Raw genomic sequence first — 18967 nt, forward strand, 5'->3', positions numbered from 1 at the left:
AACACTTTAGGAGCGCAAGCGAATCGCTATTGACTTATCGAGGAGTCACGCTACAGCATTAGTGCTAGAGCCGGACGTGGCAATATTCGACGAAGTATCAATAGGGCTAAAAATTATATACTTTCTTATCTTTTTAGAAAAACTCGGCATTCGCCTCGTCTTATAGCGAATGCCGAAGCTTCTTATAAGGTCATCCATCATTTATACTTTCTGACGTTATAAAAAATGGCTATGAAGCACAACAACCTTGAACCTTTTCTCTTTTCATAACTATTATTTCTGGGTATAATGTAGGAAGCGTTTTGCATATAGTAATAAGACCACAGCAGGCACTGTGGTCCATTAAGCTATTCCTTCAGAGGTTTGGCTTTTCACGGATAGACCTCTCTGTTAGTCCGTTGCAGGGTTTAGAGGGGTCTATTTTTTGTTGATGATATCCACGACTAACGCCAGCAATCCAATGAGTAAGGTACCGAAGCCAATCAGTACCATAAAAACTTCAAACATACCCAGAAACCTCACCCCCTTTAACTGCAAAGACGTGTCAGCCGGTTTCCTCTGAGAAACAGCCCTTGTTTGGTAGTATAGCACAAAATCATCTGAATATACGAACAAATGTTTGATACATGTGTTTCATTTGCTGTTTTTGTTGGGTATTTAGAATCATTTTCAGTAAATGGATTTTCTGCGGATACGGCCGCCGGCAAGTATAAAACAGGAGTGAATTGTATACTGGCATGCTTTAATATATGCAGAAAGATAAGGGGCTTGTAATTCATTTGCGGGATAAAATTTGCAAAAACACGAACGCCTTGTGACCGCGTTCAGGAAATGAGAGAGCGGGCATTCATCATGCGAATGCCCGCCCGCTGATCAACAATGCTTGGGTTATGCACCGGTTACAATATGGAATCCGGAATCAACATGAAGCACTTCTCCGGTAACACCCCGCGCCAATTCACTAAGCAAAAACAGTGTTGCATCGCCAACCTGATCCTGATCAACCTGACGACGCAAGGGTGCTTTTTCTTCCACAACCGACATTTTATCGTTAAATCCTGCGACTCCCTTGGCGGATAAGGTCCTAATGGGCCCGGCTGACACTGCATTAACACGAATGCCATCTTTGCCGACATCTTCGGCAAGGTAACGCACGCTCGCTTCAAGAGCAGCCTTGGCAACTCCCATCACATTATAATTCGGAACAACACGTTCAGACCCGATATAAGTCTGGGTAACGATGCCACCGCCTTCAGTCATATACTTACGTGCTTCCCGCGTCACCGCAGCCAGTGAATAGGAGCTGATATTTTGGGCCATCAAATACCCTTCCCGGGATGTATCGGCATAGTCACCTTTCAATTCATCGGTGTTTGCAAATGCAACAGAATGGACAAGTCCGTGGATCGTGCCAGCCTGTTCACCGACTTCCTGAAACGCCTGTACAATGCTGTCATCATCTTCCACGTCACAGGCGACAACCAATTTTGGTTCAATCTCATGTTTACTTAGAAGCTTTTCCAATTTTTGTTTCGAACGTTCCTGGCGATAAGTAAAAATCAGGTTCGCACCGGCATTATGAAGAGATTGTGTAATCCCCCAGGCAATGCTGCGGTTATTTGCCACCCCCATCACAACAATATTTTTATCTTTTAAGAGTGCATTCATATATGTACCTCCGATTTAAGGGATATGTTTTATAATTATAATGTAGCACAATTATGATCAGGAGTTAAAGGTTGGGTTCTTCTAAGTTAATTAAAATACTATACTATGAAGCAAACCATTCACCAATTTTCTGCTTTTTAAATGTCTTCTATCATCCGCCCTACCAGCGATTCCTGATAACCAGCTTTCCCTTTTTCGCGCATAGCATCGGCGACTTCCAACAAATCCGCATGTTCTATTCGGTTAAGCTTTTCGAGGCGTTCCACGGACAACTCTTTCACCGGCTTGCTGTCTGTATAACCGGCAGTGTCCATATGCCATAATGTGATATGATCTTCCGGGAATCTGTTCAAGAGCCTTTGTGCCATCCCAAGGCCTTCAGGGTCAAAGTCACCGGCATAATGAAGGAGACATCCTGACTCGACAAGTTTATCAAGCAGCATCAGTGCAGCCAATGTAAACTGGCCATTCGTGCAGACAATCGGCGCATCCGGTTTATAATCCAACAACGTGCCACAAACACCTGAATTTTCTACAATCCACACATCAGAACCCTGTGATGGGTAGACGCTTGTCAGTTTAATCAATTCACGTATTGGAACGATTTGAACGGTATTTTCCACAACTGCAGAATACCACACAGGATGCTTGCCAACATCCGTTTCGGCATAAAGTCCGGCACAGGTAACGAAATTAAGCAAATCATCCCGGTAAATCTGATAGCTTTGCAATAATTCAATCGTATCTTCAGTTGTTGAAGGAAATGTGACACCGGCCCCGACAGCCAATAAATGAAGCCACAGTTTACCCTGATCTGCATGTAAATCAAACGTATGCGGATCTCCGGTAATCCGTTGACTGAACATCGGCAGCCGCTCCGGAGAATCCGGCAGGTTCCTGTATGCATTATCCAGATTTGCAATCATAGAAGCAAAATCATCGTGTGCCATGTCAACAAGCGTCCATATCCAGCGCGCCTCGCCCCGATTTCGCAACAGATAATCAAACCAGAATTGCAATGCAAGATAATCTGCCCGTAACTCCTCAACATAACGTTGTAACGCGTCTTCCTTCTCTCGTCGCCGCTGCTTTTTGGAAATGATCACTTTACCAAAATACGCATCCAGCAATGACTTCAATCCGATGCCACCAAACCGGGTATCAGCAAGCTGGCGCTCAAATGCGGTAATCGAAATTGAGCCCTTTTCCGTCAATCGTGAAGCCGGTACACCAAAGAAGCCGCCAATCACTTCTAATTCCTCATCCGAAAACCGTTGTACAGAGACAGTTCCTCCGATACGGCCGAGGGATTCATATTTCGTTTTAAACTGCACAAATAACTTCTGGTAGGCCTGCTCACTTTTAAAAAACATGACAGCCTCATTTAATGTTTTATCCATAGCAAATCCACTCCGTTTTACGACTGACTTGCCGCAGCACTTTCCGCTTCACCAAGAGCAAGGTGACGTGAATGGCCGTCCCAATAATAGCGGATGACGCTGACAAAGCCTTCATTTTTGGGTCGGATGAGCTCCGCGATAGCAAGTGATGAGATCGTATCATAATCACCCCAGAGCACTTGCGAGTTCATGATGTAATCAAACCCAAGTTGCTCAACAATCTCAAACATTTCGCGAATGTTGTTTTCATCAACACCGGCAAAAGCTTCATCAAGCGAAATGATATATGGTGCCATATCATCAGCTTCCTGATACCGCGAATAACAGGCAGTAAAAAGCGGGATATACATTGCCATGGCCTTTTCACCGCCGCTGAACTTGTAAAAGGCGTGGTTCGTCAATTCCCGTTTCGGTTCGCCTTCCCGCTGAAAAGAAAGTATGAATGAGAACCAATTCCTGTAATCAAGGACGTCCTTCAGCACCTGCAGCAGTGTATTTCCCTCACCATTGACTTCAACCAATTCCTTGGCGCGCTCGATTTTGGAGCGGAAATGATCAATGACCTGATTGATATCCTCTTCCTTCAGCAAGCGGGCATCACGCTGCAGCAAATCCACCAGTTCTTTTGTGTCCATTTCAGCTTCCGTCTCGGCAGTCCGGGGCTTCCATTTAATTGAAAACGTTAGACCTGATGAGGAATCACTTTTGGCCATCAGTTTATCCATTTTTTCGGTCCAATTCTGCGCACGATTAATCCGGCTCCTGAGTTTTTTGCCGACTGAATCAAACAAGATCTCTTCATATAACTGGCGGTCCTGGTCATCGAGCAGTGACTGCTGTTGCGTGCGATCCCTTTCAACTGTTTCGTTCATGTAATACGGACTGACACGTTTGCCCTGAAAATCAAGCTGTATAAGACGCCGATCTGCTTTTCGCTTCCAATTGTTAATCTGAATACGCTGTTCTTCGCTCCAGTCGCCATGCATCCAATCGGATTCGGAAGCAGGCATTTCGGTATCGGTCATACGGTATTCCATCAAATTTGACTGCTGCTCAAAATAAACACTCGTAAGCTGGCTTTCAATGGTTGACGCATCCTTTTCCTTCAAAAAGTCTTTATATTGCTTGGCAATTGTTTCTGCTTTTTTCTCTAGATCCATTTCCCGATCCGGTATTTCAACAAAACCAAGATTTATCTCATTACAAAAAGATGTCTTCCAGGCTTCAATCATGTTTGTCCAAAATTCGAGTTTTGTTGAAGCTGTCCGCATTTCATTGTTCAGCACCTCTTTATTCGCTTCCTTCTTCGGCAAATCCGTTTTGATTTGATCGAGCTCCTGGTCAGTGGTACTGATCGCCTCCTGGACCTCACGAATTTGCTTGCGTATATCGTCAACACCTGCCGACGCGAGCTGTCTTTCTATCTCGGCGATATTCTGTTCTTTCCGGGTTTTCCTGTCGGCAAGCACGTTTAATTCACCTTGCAAATCATCGACTTCCACTGTCAGCTCTTCCAGCCGTGTCTTAACCTGTTCAAGCTGCAACATCGTATGACGGTATGTTGTATGCTGGTTGATTAAGCTATGCAAATCTTTCTCATACTGCCTCATTATGCGTTTCGCTTCCTGATACGCTTCATACGAAAACGCCAGATCAAGTTCGCGGGTTTCCGCATCAAGTTCACTCTTATTATCACGGTATGACTGATACAACGTGTTCATTTGTCCGTCCATTTCCTGGAGTTTTTTCTCATACTGACTCATGTCAAAACGTTTTTCTTTAATTTGGGAAAAACTTTCCGACAAGTCATCATCAGACGGGAATTCAGCGATTGCATCTTTGGTTTTTTGAATATCGGAACGTAATGATTCGATGTTCTGTTCTACCGTTCGTTTTTCGTCTTCCAGCATGTCAATTTCAACCGACAAATTCTCAATCTGCTCCTGCCTGTAACGTTTCCTGGCATTGCGGCCTATGAACCGCACCCTTTCAACGGGAGTAGCATGCCCATGTATCAGGCCAAGGCGATACGTACCATCACCATTGATCGAAGCACTATCCGCAGAATCATGGTCAACTAAAATACTCTGCAGCACAGCATCGACCTTTTCTTTGCTTACAGACGTTTCGTCGTCCATATCCGGTTGCAGATAATCAGCAAGTGTATGAGCCATCATATTCGGATTTGCCTGCAAAATACGGTCATGCTTAATTGGTATCTCCGCGTTAGTGATCAGGGCATCCAGAAAACCCGCATCAATCAATGCCGCTTCAATGTTACAGCGAACATCATCCGGCACATCCTTTTGAAACTCCACCGCCTCATAAAACGGCGTAAACCGGTGCCCTGATTCAGATAATGTCCGGCGAGCATCGCGCGTCTCTTCTTTCTGGTTTGGCGGCTCCGGATCACGTTTGGTTTTTAATTCATCCAATTCCAGCTGTTTTGTCCGAATATGGTCGTCAAGTTGTGTTATCCGGCTGTCGTCTTGGGCAATCTGTTTGTTGACTTCCAGCTGATGGTCATTCCCGGCCTCGACAAACGGGCTACGAATATTTTCATATGAAATCGGCTCATACAAACGGTACAGATCTCGTGATGTCTGCTGCAATACTTCAGCACTGATCGGTAAATAAGCGCATCGCTCTACCCATGCGTGAATTTCTGACAATTTATCCTGTTTATCTTTTTCAAAAATATCGAACCAATCTTGTTCTTCTTGCTTCAGCCTATCCTTTTCCAGTTTAGCCGTAGCCATCTTTTGATCAAGTTCAGCTATTTGGTCTTTCTTTCGTTCAAACTCACGGAGCTTATCTGTAATGGATTCAAGCGCCTGATAATGTGCTTCAGCTTCCTTTTTCCATACGGTGAAATCATGATCTGTATGTTGATTGCGGCGGAAGTCTTCCTTATTCAGACTATGCTGCAGGAAGGAAACATCACCTGCATCCTGGTCCATGTCGTTGATCTTGTCATCAATTTCCCGAGCACCTTCTGCGAGATTCGCTTCGAACTCATCCAGCCTTTCTTTTGCACGAAGTTCCTGCTGTTTTTTCGCTGTTAACATTTTGTCCTTGTTGGCATGATCATTCCTGATTTCCTGCAATGTTTTTTCTTCATTTTGTTTTTCCGTCTCCAGATTCCATACTTTATGGTTTTGCAGGCGATTCCGTTTTTGTTCAAGTACAGCTGATGTCTGATTGAGTTCATGTTTGCGCTCATTCAATTCCGTAATGCTTGCTTCCAGATCTTGTTTCCTGTCACGTTTTTCGGAAAACGCCTTCTCTTCTTTGTTGAAGCGTTTTTTTGACTCGACAAATTGGTTTGCTTTGTCCGCCAACTTGTATTGATTATACGTATCATACCGCTTCAGCAATTTTTCCAATGCCGTCTGTTCGCGCTCCAGTTGTTCGATTTGCTGTTTCGTCTGATCCATATGTTCAATCGTATCGGAAAGGTGGCGCAAATCTTCGTCGGTCAGCGGCGGCAGGGATGCTTCGAGTATGTCATAAATGGCTGTCGGCCGAAATTCCTTTGATAACTTCGGGCTGCGCAGCTGAATTAGTAATTTAATCAGATCATCATAAGCTTCCATATTGGCAAACCCGAAAATATACTTGTTTACCAGTTTCATGTATTCGCCTTGCGTGCGCACAACCTGTCCGCCGCTGTCGATCCGGTTTTCCAGCTGAACACGCGACAGTGGGATACGCTGTTTCTCACCACCATTATAGGCCATTTCATACAAGGCAAAGTCCTTCCCGACACGGCGGTTATCCGTTATGACAAATCCCCAGAAGTTCATGTTTTTATGCCGGCGCGCCTGAAGACCGATACCTGTTGTGATATACTGATTCGTATCTTCACACTTGTACTCGAGGAATAAATAGCCGGTCCGCTCATCCCGGTCGACCACATCTTTTTCCCCCAGCAAGTAATCTTCCATTTTTCGTGCTCTTGACCCAAATGGATCAAGCCGATCCGGTGACTTTTTTCCGTCAAGCAAAACCGGCAATATACTTTGCATTGTGACAGATTTCCCGGAGCCGTTTGAACCTCGGAGCAACAGCTTTCCATCCGCGAAATCAAAAATTTCATCGTCATAATACCAGAAATTCAACAGGCCTGCCCGATTCATTTGCCATTTATGATGTTTATTCATGTCTCTCATCCTCACTTGTCGAAAAGTTTTTCGGATAGTGCCCGATTGCCCGTCCGAACAACGGCTTAATAATAAGTGCATTTGTCACAGGTTCAATCTCAAGCATTTCCCAGTCCCTCAGTAAATCTATCAGCTCATTCGTAACAGCACGGATAGTAGACTCCCGATAATATTTGCTCCAGCCTTTGCCATAAATACCCCGTACGTCAGCGACAATGTCTTCAAAGGCAATGCGTGATACATGAATCTTCCCGAGTTCATCCGCCTGATGTATATTCTGACTGCGTAAATAACCTGCCACATGAAGGGCCACGTCCATAAGCGCTTTTTGATCCGGAAAAAGTGTCAATTCCTGTTTCCGTTCCTCCGCCACCAATACAGCAGCATTTTTGAATACTTCCAGCCGGAATTGTGTGTGTTCTTCAATATCTTCCCGTAACCGGTTGCGGAAATTACGGATATAGGCAAAGTCGGGATCATCGTCGCCTTCGCGATGCACAACCGGTGAAATGAGTAATTTGCGGTAGACCCGCTTACGCCGCTCGTCTGCTTCATGGCGCTCCCATTCACTTGCCAGAATTTCCGCGGCTGTGCTGTACTCAAATAAATCCTTGGGATAAGAACGCATGAAATAACGCGCATAAACCGTTGTTTCATACAATACTTCCTGTTCAGAATCCATCGCAAACCGGTCAATCTCACCCTCAACTGATTTGAGAATTGAAAGCTTCTCCAGCACTTTAATGACACGCACGAGTGACCGCCTATGATGATAGTTTGTCCAGTCAAGCGGGAAATCACCCGGGTACAGATCTTTGATGTCTTCACAAATATCTGATAATAAAAATTGCTCCTCGACCGACCGATTTTCTGTAAAAGCCAACGCACAGCAAAACATCGCATAATCCCGAGGTTCCTGAAAATCATGAATCCCCATCCAGCTTTTTGGTTCAACCGGAATTTTTTCCAGCTTGATGAAATGCTGGTGGACAATCAGTTCAAAACCAAGCTTGTCATCAACGTATCGTTTTAAAACTTTTTCGCGTTCGCGTATCATTTGGTACAGTTCCGGCTCTTCAAGACGCAACACCCAAAATTTTTCTAGAAGCAGTGCAAGCGCCCGCTCTGCTTTTTCATCAAATTGTTTGGCTTCCATTAACGCTTCACCTCATCCAGAAATTGAAATGTTACATGCGGCATTTCGATATCACCGTCCTGCGCGTGTAATACAATTCGCTTGCCTGGTTCTATGATGACTTTTATCCGGCGGCCATATTCCGTTTTAAAGGTCCGTTCTTTCTGGGCCATTGCCTTGCCAATCCAGCTTAGGAACATTTTTCTGGCAAATGGCTCAACAGACGATAAATTTTCCAGCTCGATCTTATCCCCATTCATATACTGCTTTAACGCTTCTTGTTCACGCTGCTTTTCGCGCAAATGCTCAGCGCGTGCTTCATCCTTTCGCTTTTGCTGACTGATGATGGCACCGGGTTTGGTTTTTTCGCGGTAATTCCGGATGCGTGGCTTTGTTTCATGTTCCATCGGTGCCTCATTCCAAATATCGGTATAGATATCATCTGTCGGTACGTGATCACTGAACAGGTGTCTTGTATGGAAAAGTCCAAATACAACCGACGACAACTCATGAGCTTCTTTGACGTCCTCCATTGAATCAAACCACTCCGCCAAATGCAGATAATCTTTTTTACGGCTTCGGAAATAATGATGACGTTCGCCTAACCGCTGGACAACTCGGGTAATACGCCGAATCTGTTCATTCGTCCTTGTTTGCAGCATTTCCAAATTACTTTCACCGTGTGCATTGCCAAGGAACCAATCACATAAACTGCGCCATTTTTCTTCTTGATCGGTGATTAACTCCTTGCCATCTAAACCGATATCCTCAAACCGCGGAATCTGCTGCTGATGAATAATGACCTGATTAATCAGCGGCTGTAGTTGATAAAGGCTGATTGACTGAAGAAGCTCTTGAATTTTCAAAGCTGTCTGCTGAAGACCAATAATAAAATCGCGTAAATAGGTCGTAAACTGATCCTTATAGGCAAGAAACGCTTCTGTCTGCATCCGTTCTTCAGCCTCTTCACTGTTAATGTGTGCCATGTAATCGGACGTGTTTTGATTGATTGAACGAAAATAGGCGAAAATATCATTCCAAAGCTGTGAACATTCATCAGCAGAAGGCAAACTATCCTTATTTATCATGTCCTCGATTTTCAGTAATTCCTGATAAAGCCGTTCAAATTCTTTTCGCTCAAGCGATCCGCCGAAAACGTTGCCGCCTTTCTCCATTTCCTGGAGCATCCGTTCGAATTCAATCGTATATGGTGTTGATTGATAGCGGTAGCGCTTTTTCTTGAATTCTTCAATCGTACTGGCTCTGCTCATCTCTTGCCGGGCAATCAGGTTATTCCACTTCACAAGTTGATCAAGATCCTGATGCAGCTGATCTTCCGTATAATCCTGAAAACCGTCCATATCTTTCAGATGTGTCAAAATTTCTTCGGGAAAAAGAAATTCACGCATCCGCTCGTGCTGTATATAAAAATAACGCAGGATCGCCCGGTAACTCCATGCTTTGTCCGCAGTCAGATAGGAAGCTTCCTGCACTTTTTTAAAAGGTTGTGTCTGCATCTTTATCACTCGCATTTTTCGACTTTCTTATATTGTACGTCCGTCGTTCTTATCTGTCTATACATTCTGTTGCGGTAATTCGAGTAAATGCTCATACTTCAACGTATCCCTTCATTTCATCCATCGACATTAAGTGGAGTGCTCTATGCCTTCTCAGGAAGGGAGAGGCTTCTGCATGACGTTATATAGATTAGAGAATCGGGAATTGAAGAGGTGGGGTGATGCATTAATGGCTACTAATAGCAAGTTGAATCAGAATACAAATCCCGAGATTGATCTTCATTTCGGAGAGCATGAGATTGTGATCAAAAAACGGTACGAATTCTTCTATAATTTGAATGATATACTCATCGCTATTTGGTTTATTGTTGGCAGTATTTTTTTCTTTTGGACTGTTACCACGGAAGCCGGAACATGGTTGTTTCTTATAGGCAGTATTGAACTGCTTGTTCGCCCATTCATTCGGATTGGCCAAAAGGTCCATTTAGAAAAAGTCAACTCCTAGGAGCCTTGGACAAAAGTCGTTTAGTTAGGCTATTGCACTCAAGTGCTTAGTGCAATAGCCTATACAAATAACTGTACATAGTCAGGTTTTAAAACGCTTTGAGGTACATAAGACCGGGGCAATTCCTGTCTATAAGATGATGAATCTTTTATGATTTTCAGTGCTTGAATGCAGATTCAGCTTGCACAACATCCTCCTGTACTTTCTCTTTACCAAAGACTTGGGCAATTGCGATTCCGGCTATAATCATGGCCGATCCGATCAAAATGCTGTTCGTCAAATCCTCATCCAGCATCCACCAGCCAAAAAACAGACCAAATACCGGGACAAGCAATGTTGATAGAGTAGCAGTTACCATATCAATGATACTCAAAAGAATAAACCAAACGGTAAAACATAAGGCAGAGGCCAATACACCCGTGAACAGTATGTAATAAAGGCTCTCGCCCGTAAGTTTAACAGGCTCACCCCATTCGGCAAACAGCGTGGCAATAACGATACCAATTGTTCCGAATAGCATCTGATAGGCGGAAACTTGGAGCTGTGTCATACCTTTAAGTTTTAACCGGTAATATACGTTGGATCCGGCCCATGCAACCGCTGCAACAATAATCAGCACTTCACCGAAAATGACTCCGGCATCCTGTTCAAAAACTATATCCCATCCCAGTATCGTCATAAGACCTAACATACCAACAGCAAGACCGAATACTTTTCCCGATGTAATTTTTTCGCCCAGGATTTTCACGGCAAATAAACTGCTCCACAGCGGCATTGAATAAAGTAGGACAGAAGACTTGCCGGCATCGACAAACTGCATACCATACATGACAAACGTAAACACAACCGTGGTTTGAAGAAGCCCGACGATGATTAAATGTTTCCACATACTGCGGGGCGGTCTACCCGCCTTTAAGAGCCATACAGCCAGCAACAATGTAATGGCGCCTGTTCCAAACCGGAATGCCGAGAAAGCGAACGGACCCATGAAATTCAATGAAGCTTTCATAAACACCCATGCATAGCCCCAAATGACTGTGATGAGCAGAATCAACCCCCATATGACCCATTTGTTTTTCATTATCATATTAACCATCATCAAAAACCTCTTTTTATGACATAATACTATTAGTGCGAATTCAAAAAGGAGGATAACAAGGATCGAGAAGTTCAAGGCGGCGCAGGCTCGAGCAGCGTAGAAACAAGCCAACGAAGACATTCGAAGTATTCTTGTACCGGACTTTTTGAACAACCCCTATTAGTATAGTAACTTTCGGCAATCATGACAACCTTTGGCGCAATCTCCTACTTTTCAACCAGGTCATTCGACATCACTTGACAGACTTGGGCAATATTTTTAATCATGAAGTTGGATAGACATGTTAACTTTATTAGTTTATGATGAATATAAGTTGAAAGATACCCCCTCTTTCATAACCTTTGGGTGCCCCGCTTTGGTCGGGACACCGTTTTTTTGATTAGAAAAGCTCGGCATTCGCCTCTTGTATAGCGAATGTCGAAGCTTTTTTATAAATGTTTCTTCACTGTAAATGCTTGCAACACGACGAGCACCCAAGTGTTTTTCCGAAGCGACTGCTAAAGTCAAAACGAACCAGTCAAAATGACATCTGATTGGTCAGCCATAGATTTTGGTGAACAGGACTTTTTTATTTTATAAGCATGTCGATAATTTTTACTTTCTGACGTTACATAAAATGGGGTGCTCTGCACTGTTGCGGAGCACCCCATTTATCAGCCATACTATCCTTTGATAGCCCCTTCTGTCATACCTTTTGCAATACGCTGTTGGAAAACAGAATACAAAATAATGACCGGAACAATCGCAAAAACGAGACTGGCAAACAATGTCCCCCATGCATTTGTATACTGCGCTTCACTGCTGATAAAATCAATTGCCAGTGCTAATGTATAATTCTCCTCGCTTTGCAGGAAAATCAACGCCATAAAATATTCGTTCCAAAATTGAATCGCGTTCATGATCGTCACGGTGATAATCCCGGACATGGAGAGCGGTGTGATGATTTTCCATAGTACACCATATGGCGTCATGCCGTCCATAGCCGCGGATTCCTCAAGCGATTTTGGTATCGTACTGATAAAACTGGTGAGCACAAATATTGAAAACGGCAACTGACTGATTGCATACACAATCGCAAGCCCGAAAATATTATCCAACAAATTAAACTGTGCCAACAGAAAAAACAATGGAATCCAGCCAAGCACCATCGGTATCATCATCGCTGAAATATATAATGTGAATAAAAAATTACTTCCTTTAAAGCGGATCCGTTCGAGTGCATAAGCAGTCGGTATAGCCAACACCAATGTCAGTAAAGCGCCCACGACAGTGACAATCAAACTGTTAAACACACTTGTATCGATATTATATTCGGTCCACGCTGTCACAAAGTTTTGGAAGTTCCATGTTTCCGGCAACCCCCAGGGATTGGCATAAATCTCGGCATTTGATTTAAATGAGCCGATAAACATCCAGATAATCGGATAAAGCACAGCAATAGACCATAATATTAACGGTATTCGAATTCCAGTTCTTGATATGATTTCACCTATACTCCGTTTCACACAGGGTCACCTCTTTCATCAATATTCCACCTTATCTCTTCTAAGTAGCAGTTGCAGGATTAACACCGTAATTAATGAAATCATCAGAATCATGACACCTATTGTTGCACCGTACCCGAAGTTATACTGCTTGAATGCCTGCTGATACAGGTACGACCCCATAACGTGTGTTGCATTATTCGGACCGCCTCCGGTCATGACTTGAACAATGATAAAGGATCCATTTAACGTTGTAATAACGATATATAGAATGGAAATTTTAATTTGCGGCCATACAAGCGGTAAGGTTACTTTCCAGAATTGCTGCCATTCATTTGCTCCATCAATCCGTGCCGCCTCATAATAACTTTTGGAGATATTGGCAATCCCCCCCATTAACAGCAGCATAAACAGGCCAATACCTGCCCAGATTGACGGCAAGACAAGACTGCTCAGTGCCCAATTTTCATTCCCCAGCCAGGCTCTTGTCCATTCTTCAAGTCCGATAAATTCGAGACCAGAATTAACCAGACCCAGATCCGGATTGTAAATGAATGCCCACAGGATACCAATGACAACGACGGACATAATATTCGGGAAGAAAAAGATGATCCGGTAAAACGGTGCTTCTTTGATTTTCAGCTGTGTCAAGGCCACAGCAATGAACATTGCCATGATCATAATACCGATGACCTTGGTTATAACAAGAAAGTAATCATGCCAGATGGTTGACGGTACGATGTCGTCATTAAATAGTTGTATGTAGTTATCAAATCCCACAAATTCCTTTGCCTGTGACGAGCCCGACATCTCAAAAAAGGAATAATACAATCCGCTGAATAATGGGTAAAGGGTAAAAATGCTGAACATGATAAAGGTCGGAACCAGGCAAAAAGCGAGAAACAGGTATTTTTGCTTTTTCGATTGTACCATCCTATCACCCTTTCTTCTTAGAAAAACTAAGGCCTAGGAGCCCCTGGACAGAATTAAGATATACAATACTAAAGACGAACGATACTTCGTTTTAGCGGAGGAAATATACGTAGACTCCTGAGGGAGGAAAGGCCTCGGTGAGACCCCGCAATGCGTCAACACGAGGAGGCTCAACATCCGCCCTAAGGTGCGCGAATTATATTTCCGGAGCGGTGTATACGCTCTAGTTAGTTCGGTTTTTTCCTTTAGAAAAACTCGGCATTCGCCTCGTCTTATAGCGAATGCCGAAGCTTTTTTTATAAGGTCAATCATAAGTTATTCTTTCTGATGTTATGAAAATAAGGGTATGGAATGCAACAGCAGATTAACAGCTGTTGCATTTCATACACCTCTACTTTTTTGACTGATTCATTGACTGTTTCGGTACTCCTTAGCCGCATTTTCTGCTTCTTTTACAAACTCTTCGGCTGTAATATTCCCCAGCATCAACGAAACGAGTGAATCACTGATCGGTGTTTCCAAATCCGCACTCATCGGATGAGGTTTATGGTAGATTTGAACTTTTTCCGGGTCATTAATCATTTTGTTCGCATCAATCAAGTACTGTGGCACGTTATCATTTGATGCAAGATCAACACCTTGCAAATTCATAATCGCACCCGTGTGTTCAGAGAACAATTTGGCATATTCCTTTGTGAAAACAAATTCAACAAATGCTTTAGCTGCCTCGGGATTTTCTGCCTGTTCAGCAATCGCCAATGGACGCAAATCCGGTACAACCGCCATTGGTTCACCGGAATCATTCATCGGTGATGGAATGAAGCCATACTCTAAATCTTCAGGTTTGTCACCTTCCATTTCGTTTGGAAGCCAGAACCCAACGGGGATATACGCATTATCATGAAGCAGAAAATTCATTTGGGATTGTGTATGGTTAATGGCTGCAAACCCTTCATCTATATAACCCTGCTGCTGCATTTTCTCAACTTTTTTCATCACTTCAAGCACAGCGTCACTGGTCCATGCGCCTTCAGCACCTGTGATAACATCGTTCAACAGTTCATCACCGCCCGCTGCTCCAAATGCCGGATAAAGCATGCCGCGCAAAAAGTAATAAGGATACTGGCCAGTTGTCACAAATGGTGACATACCTTCATCTTTCTTAATCTGTTCCATTGAACTCATAAAACTTTCGAAATCTGATGGCACTTCCCAGCTGTTTTCTTCAAACCATGCTTTGTCGTACCATGTGCCCCACGTATCAAATACGAGCGGAAGACTATAGATACTGCCGTCAAAATCTGAAGGCGGTACGATAAAACTATCCATCAGCGGTTTTCCATCAACCTCGATATCCTTTACCCAATCGGTCAGATCCATCAGCTGCCCATCTTCAACCATTTGTGTTTCACTTGATCCCGCACCATCGATATAAACGACATCAGGCGGATCTCCGGAAACCCAGCGCGACCTCATCTCTTCATTAATATTCGGGCCGGCATGCTCTTTAATTTCCAGATCAGGATGCTCTTCCTGAAAATCCCCGATGACTTCCTTCCACCATGAGTCACCATAACCCCCGACAAAATACTGTATCTCCAATGTTCCGCTTAAACCTTCGCTATCAGCGGCTGCTTCCTTCGAATTGTCACCGCCATCATCCGATGACTCCTCAGAAGCACTGTCGTCCGAACATGCGACGGCAATCATTAATAAAGCAGCCATCAATAAAAGCACGAACGGATTTTTCAATAATCGCTTCAAGATAACCTTCCCCCTTTTTTATTAAAATATATGAAACTCATGAATCGTTCATGTAACGATTCGTGATGTTTCAGGCATTGGAATGTAGAACGAAAGCAATCGCATCACGGACATAACCGTTGCTCTTTTCAATTGCAGCTTCCGCTTCCTGATATGTAACACCTCCTTTAATCATCACAATAGCGGGTTTTACCTGGTTATTCGTTAAGTTGAGTGTGTGATCAGCTTCTTTATAGTCACAACCAGTAATTTCCATAATAATCGTGCGTGCCCGCTCCTTTAATTTGTAATTACTGGCATGAACATCTACCATCAAATTTTCATAGACTTTTCCAAGTTTGATCATCGTCGTTGTACTGATCATGTTCAATATCATTTTATGCGCAGTCGCCGCTTTCATACGGGTTGAGCCTGTCAGCACTTCCGGACCGACAATCACTTCTATTTCGGTATCGGCAAACCGGCTGATTAATGAATGGTTATTGCACGATAATGAAACAGTATAAGCACCGATATTCCGGGCGTACTTTAAAGCGCCAATGGGATACGGTGTTCTGCCGCTGGCCGTGATACCTACCACAACATCTTTGTCTGTAATATCCTTTGCTTTGATATCATCGGCACCCATGGATTCCTCATCCTCAGACCCCTCAACTGCTTTGAAAAAAGCATCATTTCCGCCTGCCATAACGGTTTGCACGGTATCGAGTGATGTCATGAACGTTGGCGGACACTCCGATGCATCTACCACTCCAAGCCTGCCGCTCGTCCCTGCACCGGCATAAAATAAACGGCCTCCCTGTTTTAATGCCGAATATATACGTTCAATCGCATCATTTACCTGAGGCAACACTTTTTCAACGGCCGTTGCAACTTTTTTATCCTCATTATTAATAACCTTTAAAATCTCCATCGCTGACATTTGATCCAATGCCATGCTGGCTGCATTTCGTTGTTCAGTCGTTAATTTTGCTAATTTCATATATCTATGATTCTCCCTGTCAATAATGATAAAGCGTTTTCATATAATTTTTAGAAAACGCGGCATTCACCCCGTATTATAGTCAGTGCCGACGTTTTTCTTATAAGAGGTTGTTCAAAAAGTCCGGTGAAACTGACACTTCGAATTTCTTCGTTGGCTTGTTTCTCCGCTTCTCGGAACTGCGCCGTCTCGAACTTCTTGGTCCTTTTTATCCTCCTTTTTGAACACGCATTATAAGGTCATCTATAAAATAATGCTTGACGTTATCAAAAAATTACTAAACTTCGGATTAGTTTTCAGTATAGGCATTCCGTAATATTTTGTCAATATTATTTTCAATTTTACGTAATATTATTTCAGTCAAGACAGACTTTTAGATTATTTTTGCTTTAGAGATCCTATTGCTTCCCTTGTTTCATCAAGATGTTTAATTACCTCTTCGTATTCATTAGAAGCCAGTATCATCAGAAGGATATCGATCACGTGAAGCTGTGCCATCCTTGATGACGTCGCACCGCTTCTGAATGTTGCTTCCTTTGCTGCGGAAGTATGCAATTGGATATCCGTCATATGACTGACCGGTGACTTTCCGGTTTTTGTAATACTGATGGTTTTCACGCCCTTCTTTTTCGCCAGCTCCAACAAATCAATCACTTGTTTTGTTTCGCCCGAAAAAGAAATGCCAACAACGACATCGTCAGGTCCTTTATTGGCAATAGCTGTTGCGCCCATATGCACATCCGAAAAAGCTTGTACAAATTTATCAATACGTGTAAACTTCTGTTCCGCGTCTTTAGCAGCAATATAGGAAGCACCAAAACCGATGATGACAATTGACTTCGCTTGGAATAATGCATCAGCGGCACCCTCAAGATCAGATGCGCGCATCATATCCACAGTTTCTTTAATTGTCTGGATCGTATTTGACGTCATCTTCTCGATTAAATTTTCGGTTCTATCATTTGGTTCAATATCCCGATAGCCCTGCCCACTCTGCTCCTGCAAATCACCTGCTACACGGATTTTTAATTCCTGGAAACCTTTCAGTCCGATTGATTTACACAGCCGTATGACCGTTGCGCTTGATGTACCGCTCTCCTTACCCAGCAATAAAGACGTCAGCATGATCGACTCTTCCGGGTTTTCCAGAATATATTCGGCCAGCTTCTTCTCTGAAGGCGGAAGCGTGTGAACCATTTCCTTTAACATAGTCAAGCCACCCTTAACTTGTGACAATCCTATCATCTCCTAGTAAGTTGACTTAATATTTCGAATTATATATTCGTCCGGTTTGATATTTCTCGCTAAAAGAGCACCGATAATAGCGCCGCCGGCAGGGGGCATTGCAGGGGTAACGATGGTTAATTGATGATCATCCTGAAATTCTCTTTTCAACAAATCAGGCAGCACTTCTTCATCCTCGAATACACCGCCGCATAAAACGGCTTTGATTTCTTCTTCAGGCTGATAAAGTTTGGCCTTTAACGTCCGAATACTGCACCTCAATTCTTTCACGGTGTTTCCAATGATCGCCCGAGCTGCTGCATCACGCTGCTTATACGCGTTAAATACCAGCTTAGCTGCCGGTGATATCGCACTCTTCGGGGATTTTGAAGCATAAATTTGTTGAATAAGGTCATATAGGTTGCGAGTACGAAAATGAACACGGACCATATCAAGCAACACTGTATTTTTGCCGCGTCCATCATATGCTTTTAAAGCTGCTATTATGCCTGACCTGCCAATATCATAGCCGCTCCCCTCGTCGCCGAATAAATAGCCCCATCCTCCGGCACGATCACGTTTGCCATCAGCCCTAATGCCAAATGTTATCGATCCTGTCCCGGATATCTGTACTATTCCCGGTTCACCGTACGTTCCGGAATATAGGGCGTTAATTGTATCAGGCTCAACCTTGACAGATGTTTTATCAGGCACAAGCCCGTCAAGAATATCCGTTAACATTTGAACTGCCTTGTTATTCCCCGCTCCTGATATCCCTGCGAATAAACCGGTGATTTGTTCAAATGCAGCGTTATTTTGTTTTTTCAAATCCTGCATCAGGTCGGATAAGGTCTGATACAGTTCCTCTTTATTAACGACATTTGGATTAACAGGACCCATCGACGCTTTTGCAACCACCTTTCCATTCAAATCTGTCATTACAGCAACAGTCTTTGTGCCCCCGCCATCAATCCCGGCAACATAGTCCATATTCTCCCCATCCTTCCTGTCCTTTTGTTCATCTTACAAAAAGCACAATATTTAAACAAGTTTTTTTAGACCTACGTTATTTCAAAAAATGGAATAAGGTGAC

14 protein-coding genes are annotated in these 18967 nt (G+C 43.4%); 1 reads left to right on the top strand and 13 read right to left on the bottom strand.

The genetic code is table 11. From position 1 onward, the window contains the following. Window positions 1–417: 417 nt before the first annotated feature. From IEW67_RS18315 to IEW67_RS03550, 6 genes are all read right to left on the bottom strand, one after another. Window positions 418–507 carry a putative holin-like toxin gene (locus tag IEW67_RS18315; RefSeq protein WP_308430705.1) on the bottom strand — a complete coding sequence of 30 codons (90 nt, stop codon included), beginning with the start codon at window positions 505–507 and terminating at the stop codon, window positions 418–420. 381 nt (window positions 508–888) lie between these two features. Further along, the gene (fabI, locus tag IEW67_RS03530; protein WP_188631683.1) at window positions 889–1668 is read right to left on the bottom strand and encodes an enoyl-ACP reductase FabI; all 780 of its coding nucleotides are present in this window, start codon (window positions 1666–1668) and stop codon (window positions 889–891) included. Between the two features lie 137 nt (window positions 1669–1805). After that, window positions 1806–3068 carry a TIGR02679 family protein gene (locus tag IEW67_RS03535; protein WP_188631684.1) on the bottom strand — a complete coding sequence of 421 codons (1263 nt, stop codon included), beginning with the start codon at window positions 3066–3068 and terminating at the stop codon, window positions 1806–1808. Between the two features lie 17 nt (window positions 3069–3085). Then, window positions 3086–7231 (bottom strand): TIGR02680 family protein, encoded by a 4146-nt coding sequence (locus IEW67_RS03540; RefSeq protein ID WP_188631685.1) that lies wholly within the window; start codon window positions 7229–7231, stop codon window positions 3086–3088. Next, window positions 7224–8387, bottom strand: a complete 1164-nt coding sequence (locus IEW67_RS03545) for a TIGR02678 family protein (RefSeq protein ID WP_188631686.1) — start codon at window positions 8385–8387, stop codon at window positions 7224–7226. Before IEW67_RS03545 ends, IEW67_RS03540 begins: the two co-directional genes overlap by 8 nt. After that, window positions 8387–9883 (bottom strand): TIGR02677 family protein, encoded by a 1497-nt coding sequence (locus IEW67_RS03550; RefSeq protein WP_188631687.1) that lies wholly within the window; start codon window positions 9881–9883, stop codon window positions 8387–8389. Before IEW67_RS03550 ends, IEW67_RS03545 begins: the two co-directional genes overlap by 1 nt. Window positions 9884–10058: 175 nt before the next feature. Here IEW67_RS03550 and IEW67_RS03555 point away from each other — a divergent pair, with 175 nt between their 5' ends. Then, the gene (locus tag IEW67_RS03555; RefSeq protein ID WP_229671656.1) at window positions 10059–10388 is read left to right on the top strand and encodes a YrhK family protein; all 330 of its coding nucleotides are present in this window, start codon (window positions 10059–10061) and stop codon (window positions 10386–10388) included. A gap of 157 nt (window positions 10389–10545) precedes the next feature. Here IEW67_RS03555 and IEW67_RS03560 read toward each other — a convergent pair whose 3' ends face one another. The 7 genes from IEW67_RS03560 to IEW67_RS03590 form a co-directional block, all read right to left on the bottom strand. After that, window positions 10546–11487, bottom strand: a complete 942-nt coding sequence (locus IEW67_RS03560) for a DMT family transporter (RefSeq protein ID WP_229671657.1) — start codon at window positions 11485–11487, stop codon at window positions 10546–10548. Window positions 11488–12149: 662 nt separating this feature from the next. Beyond that, on the bottom strand, window positions 12150–12992 hold the full coding sequence (locus tag IEW67_RS03565) for a carbohydrate ABC transporter permease (protein ID WP_188631688.1): 843 nt from the start codon (window positions 12990–12992) through the stop codon (window positions 12150–12152). An 18-nt stretch (window positions 12993–13010) separates the two neighbouring features. Continuing rightward, entirely contained in the window at window positions 13011–13904 is an 894-nt protein-coding gene (locus tag IEW67_RS03570) for a carbohydrate ABC transporter permease (RefSeq protein WP_188631689.1), read from the bottom strand. Between the two features lie 408 nt (window positions 13905–14312). Next, a complete protein-coding gene (locus tag IEW67_RS03575) occupies window positions 14313–15629 on the bottom strand; it encodes an ABC transporter substrate-binding protein (RefSeq protein WP_188631770.1) in 1317 nt (438 codons plus the stop codon). A gap of 109 nt (window positions 15630–15738) precedes the next feature. Then, window positions 15739–16650 carry an N-acetylmuramic acid 6-phosphate etherase gene (gene murQ, locus IEW67_RS03580; protein WP_188631690.1) on the bottom strand — a complete coding sequence of 304 codons (912 nt, stop codon included), beginning with the start codon at window positions 16648–16650 and terminating at the stop codon, window positions 15739–15741. A 378-nt stretch (window positions 16651–17028) separates the two neighbouring features. Next, window positions 17029–17895, bottom strand: a complete 867-nt coding sequence (locus IEW67_RS03585) for a MurR/RpiR family transcriptional regulator (protein ID WP_505734230.1) — start codon at window positions 17893–17895, stop codon at window positions 17029–17031. A 3-nt stretch (window positions 17896–17898) separates the two neighbouring features. Next, window positions 17899–18864, bottom strand: coding sequence for an N-acetylglucosamine kinase (locus IEW67_RS03590; protein WP_188631691.1), 966 nt, complete (start codon window positions 18862–18864; stop codon window positions 17899–17901). Window positions 18865–18967: the final 103 nt, after the last annotated feature.

This window comes from Lentibacillus kapialis, from assembly GCF_014646635.1.
Taxonomy (GTDB): domain Bacteria; phylum Bacillota; class Bacilli; order Bacillales; family Amphibacillaceae; genus Lentibacillus; species Lentibacillus kapialis.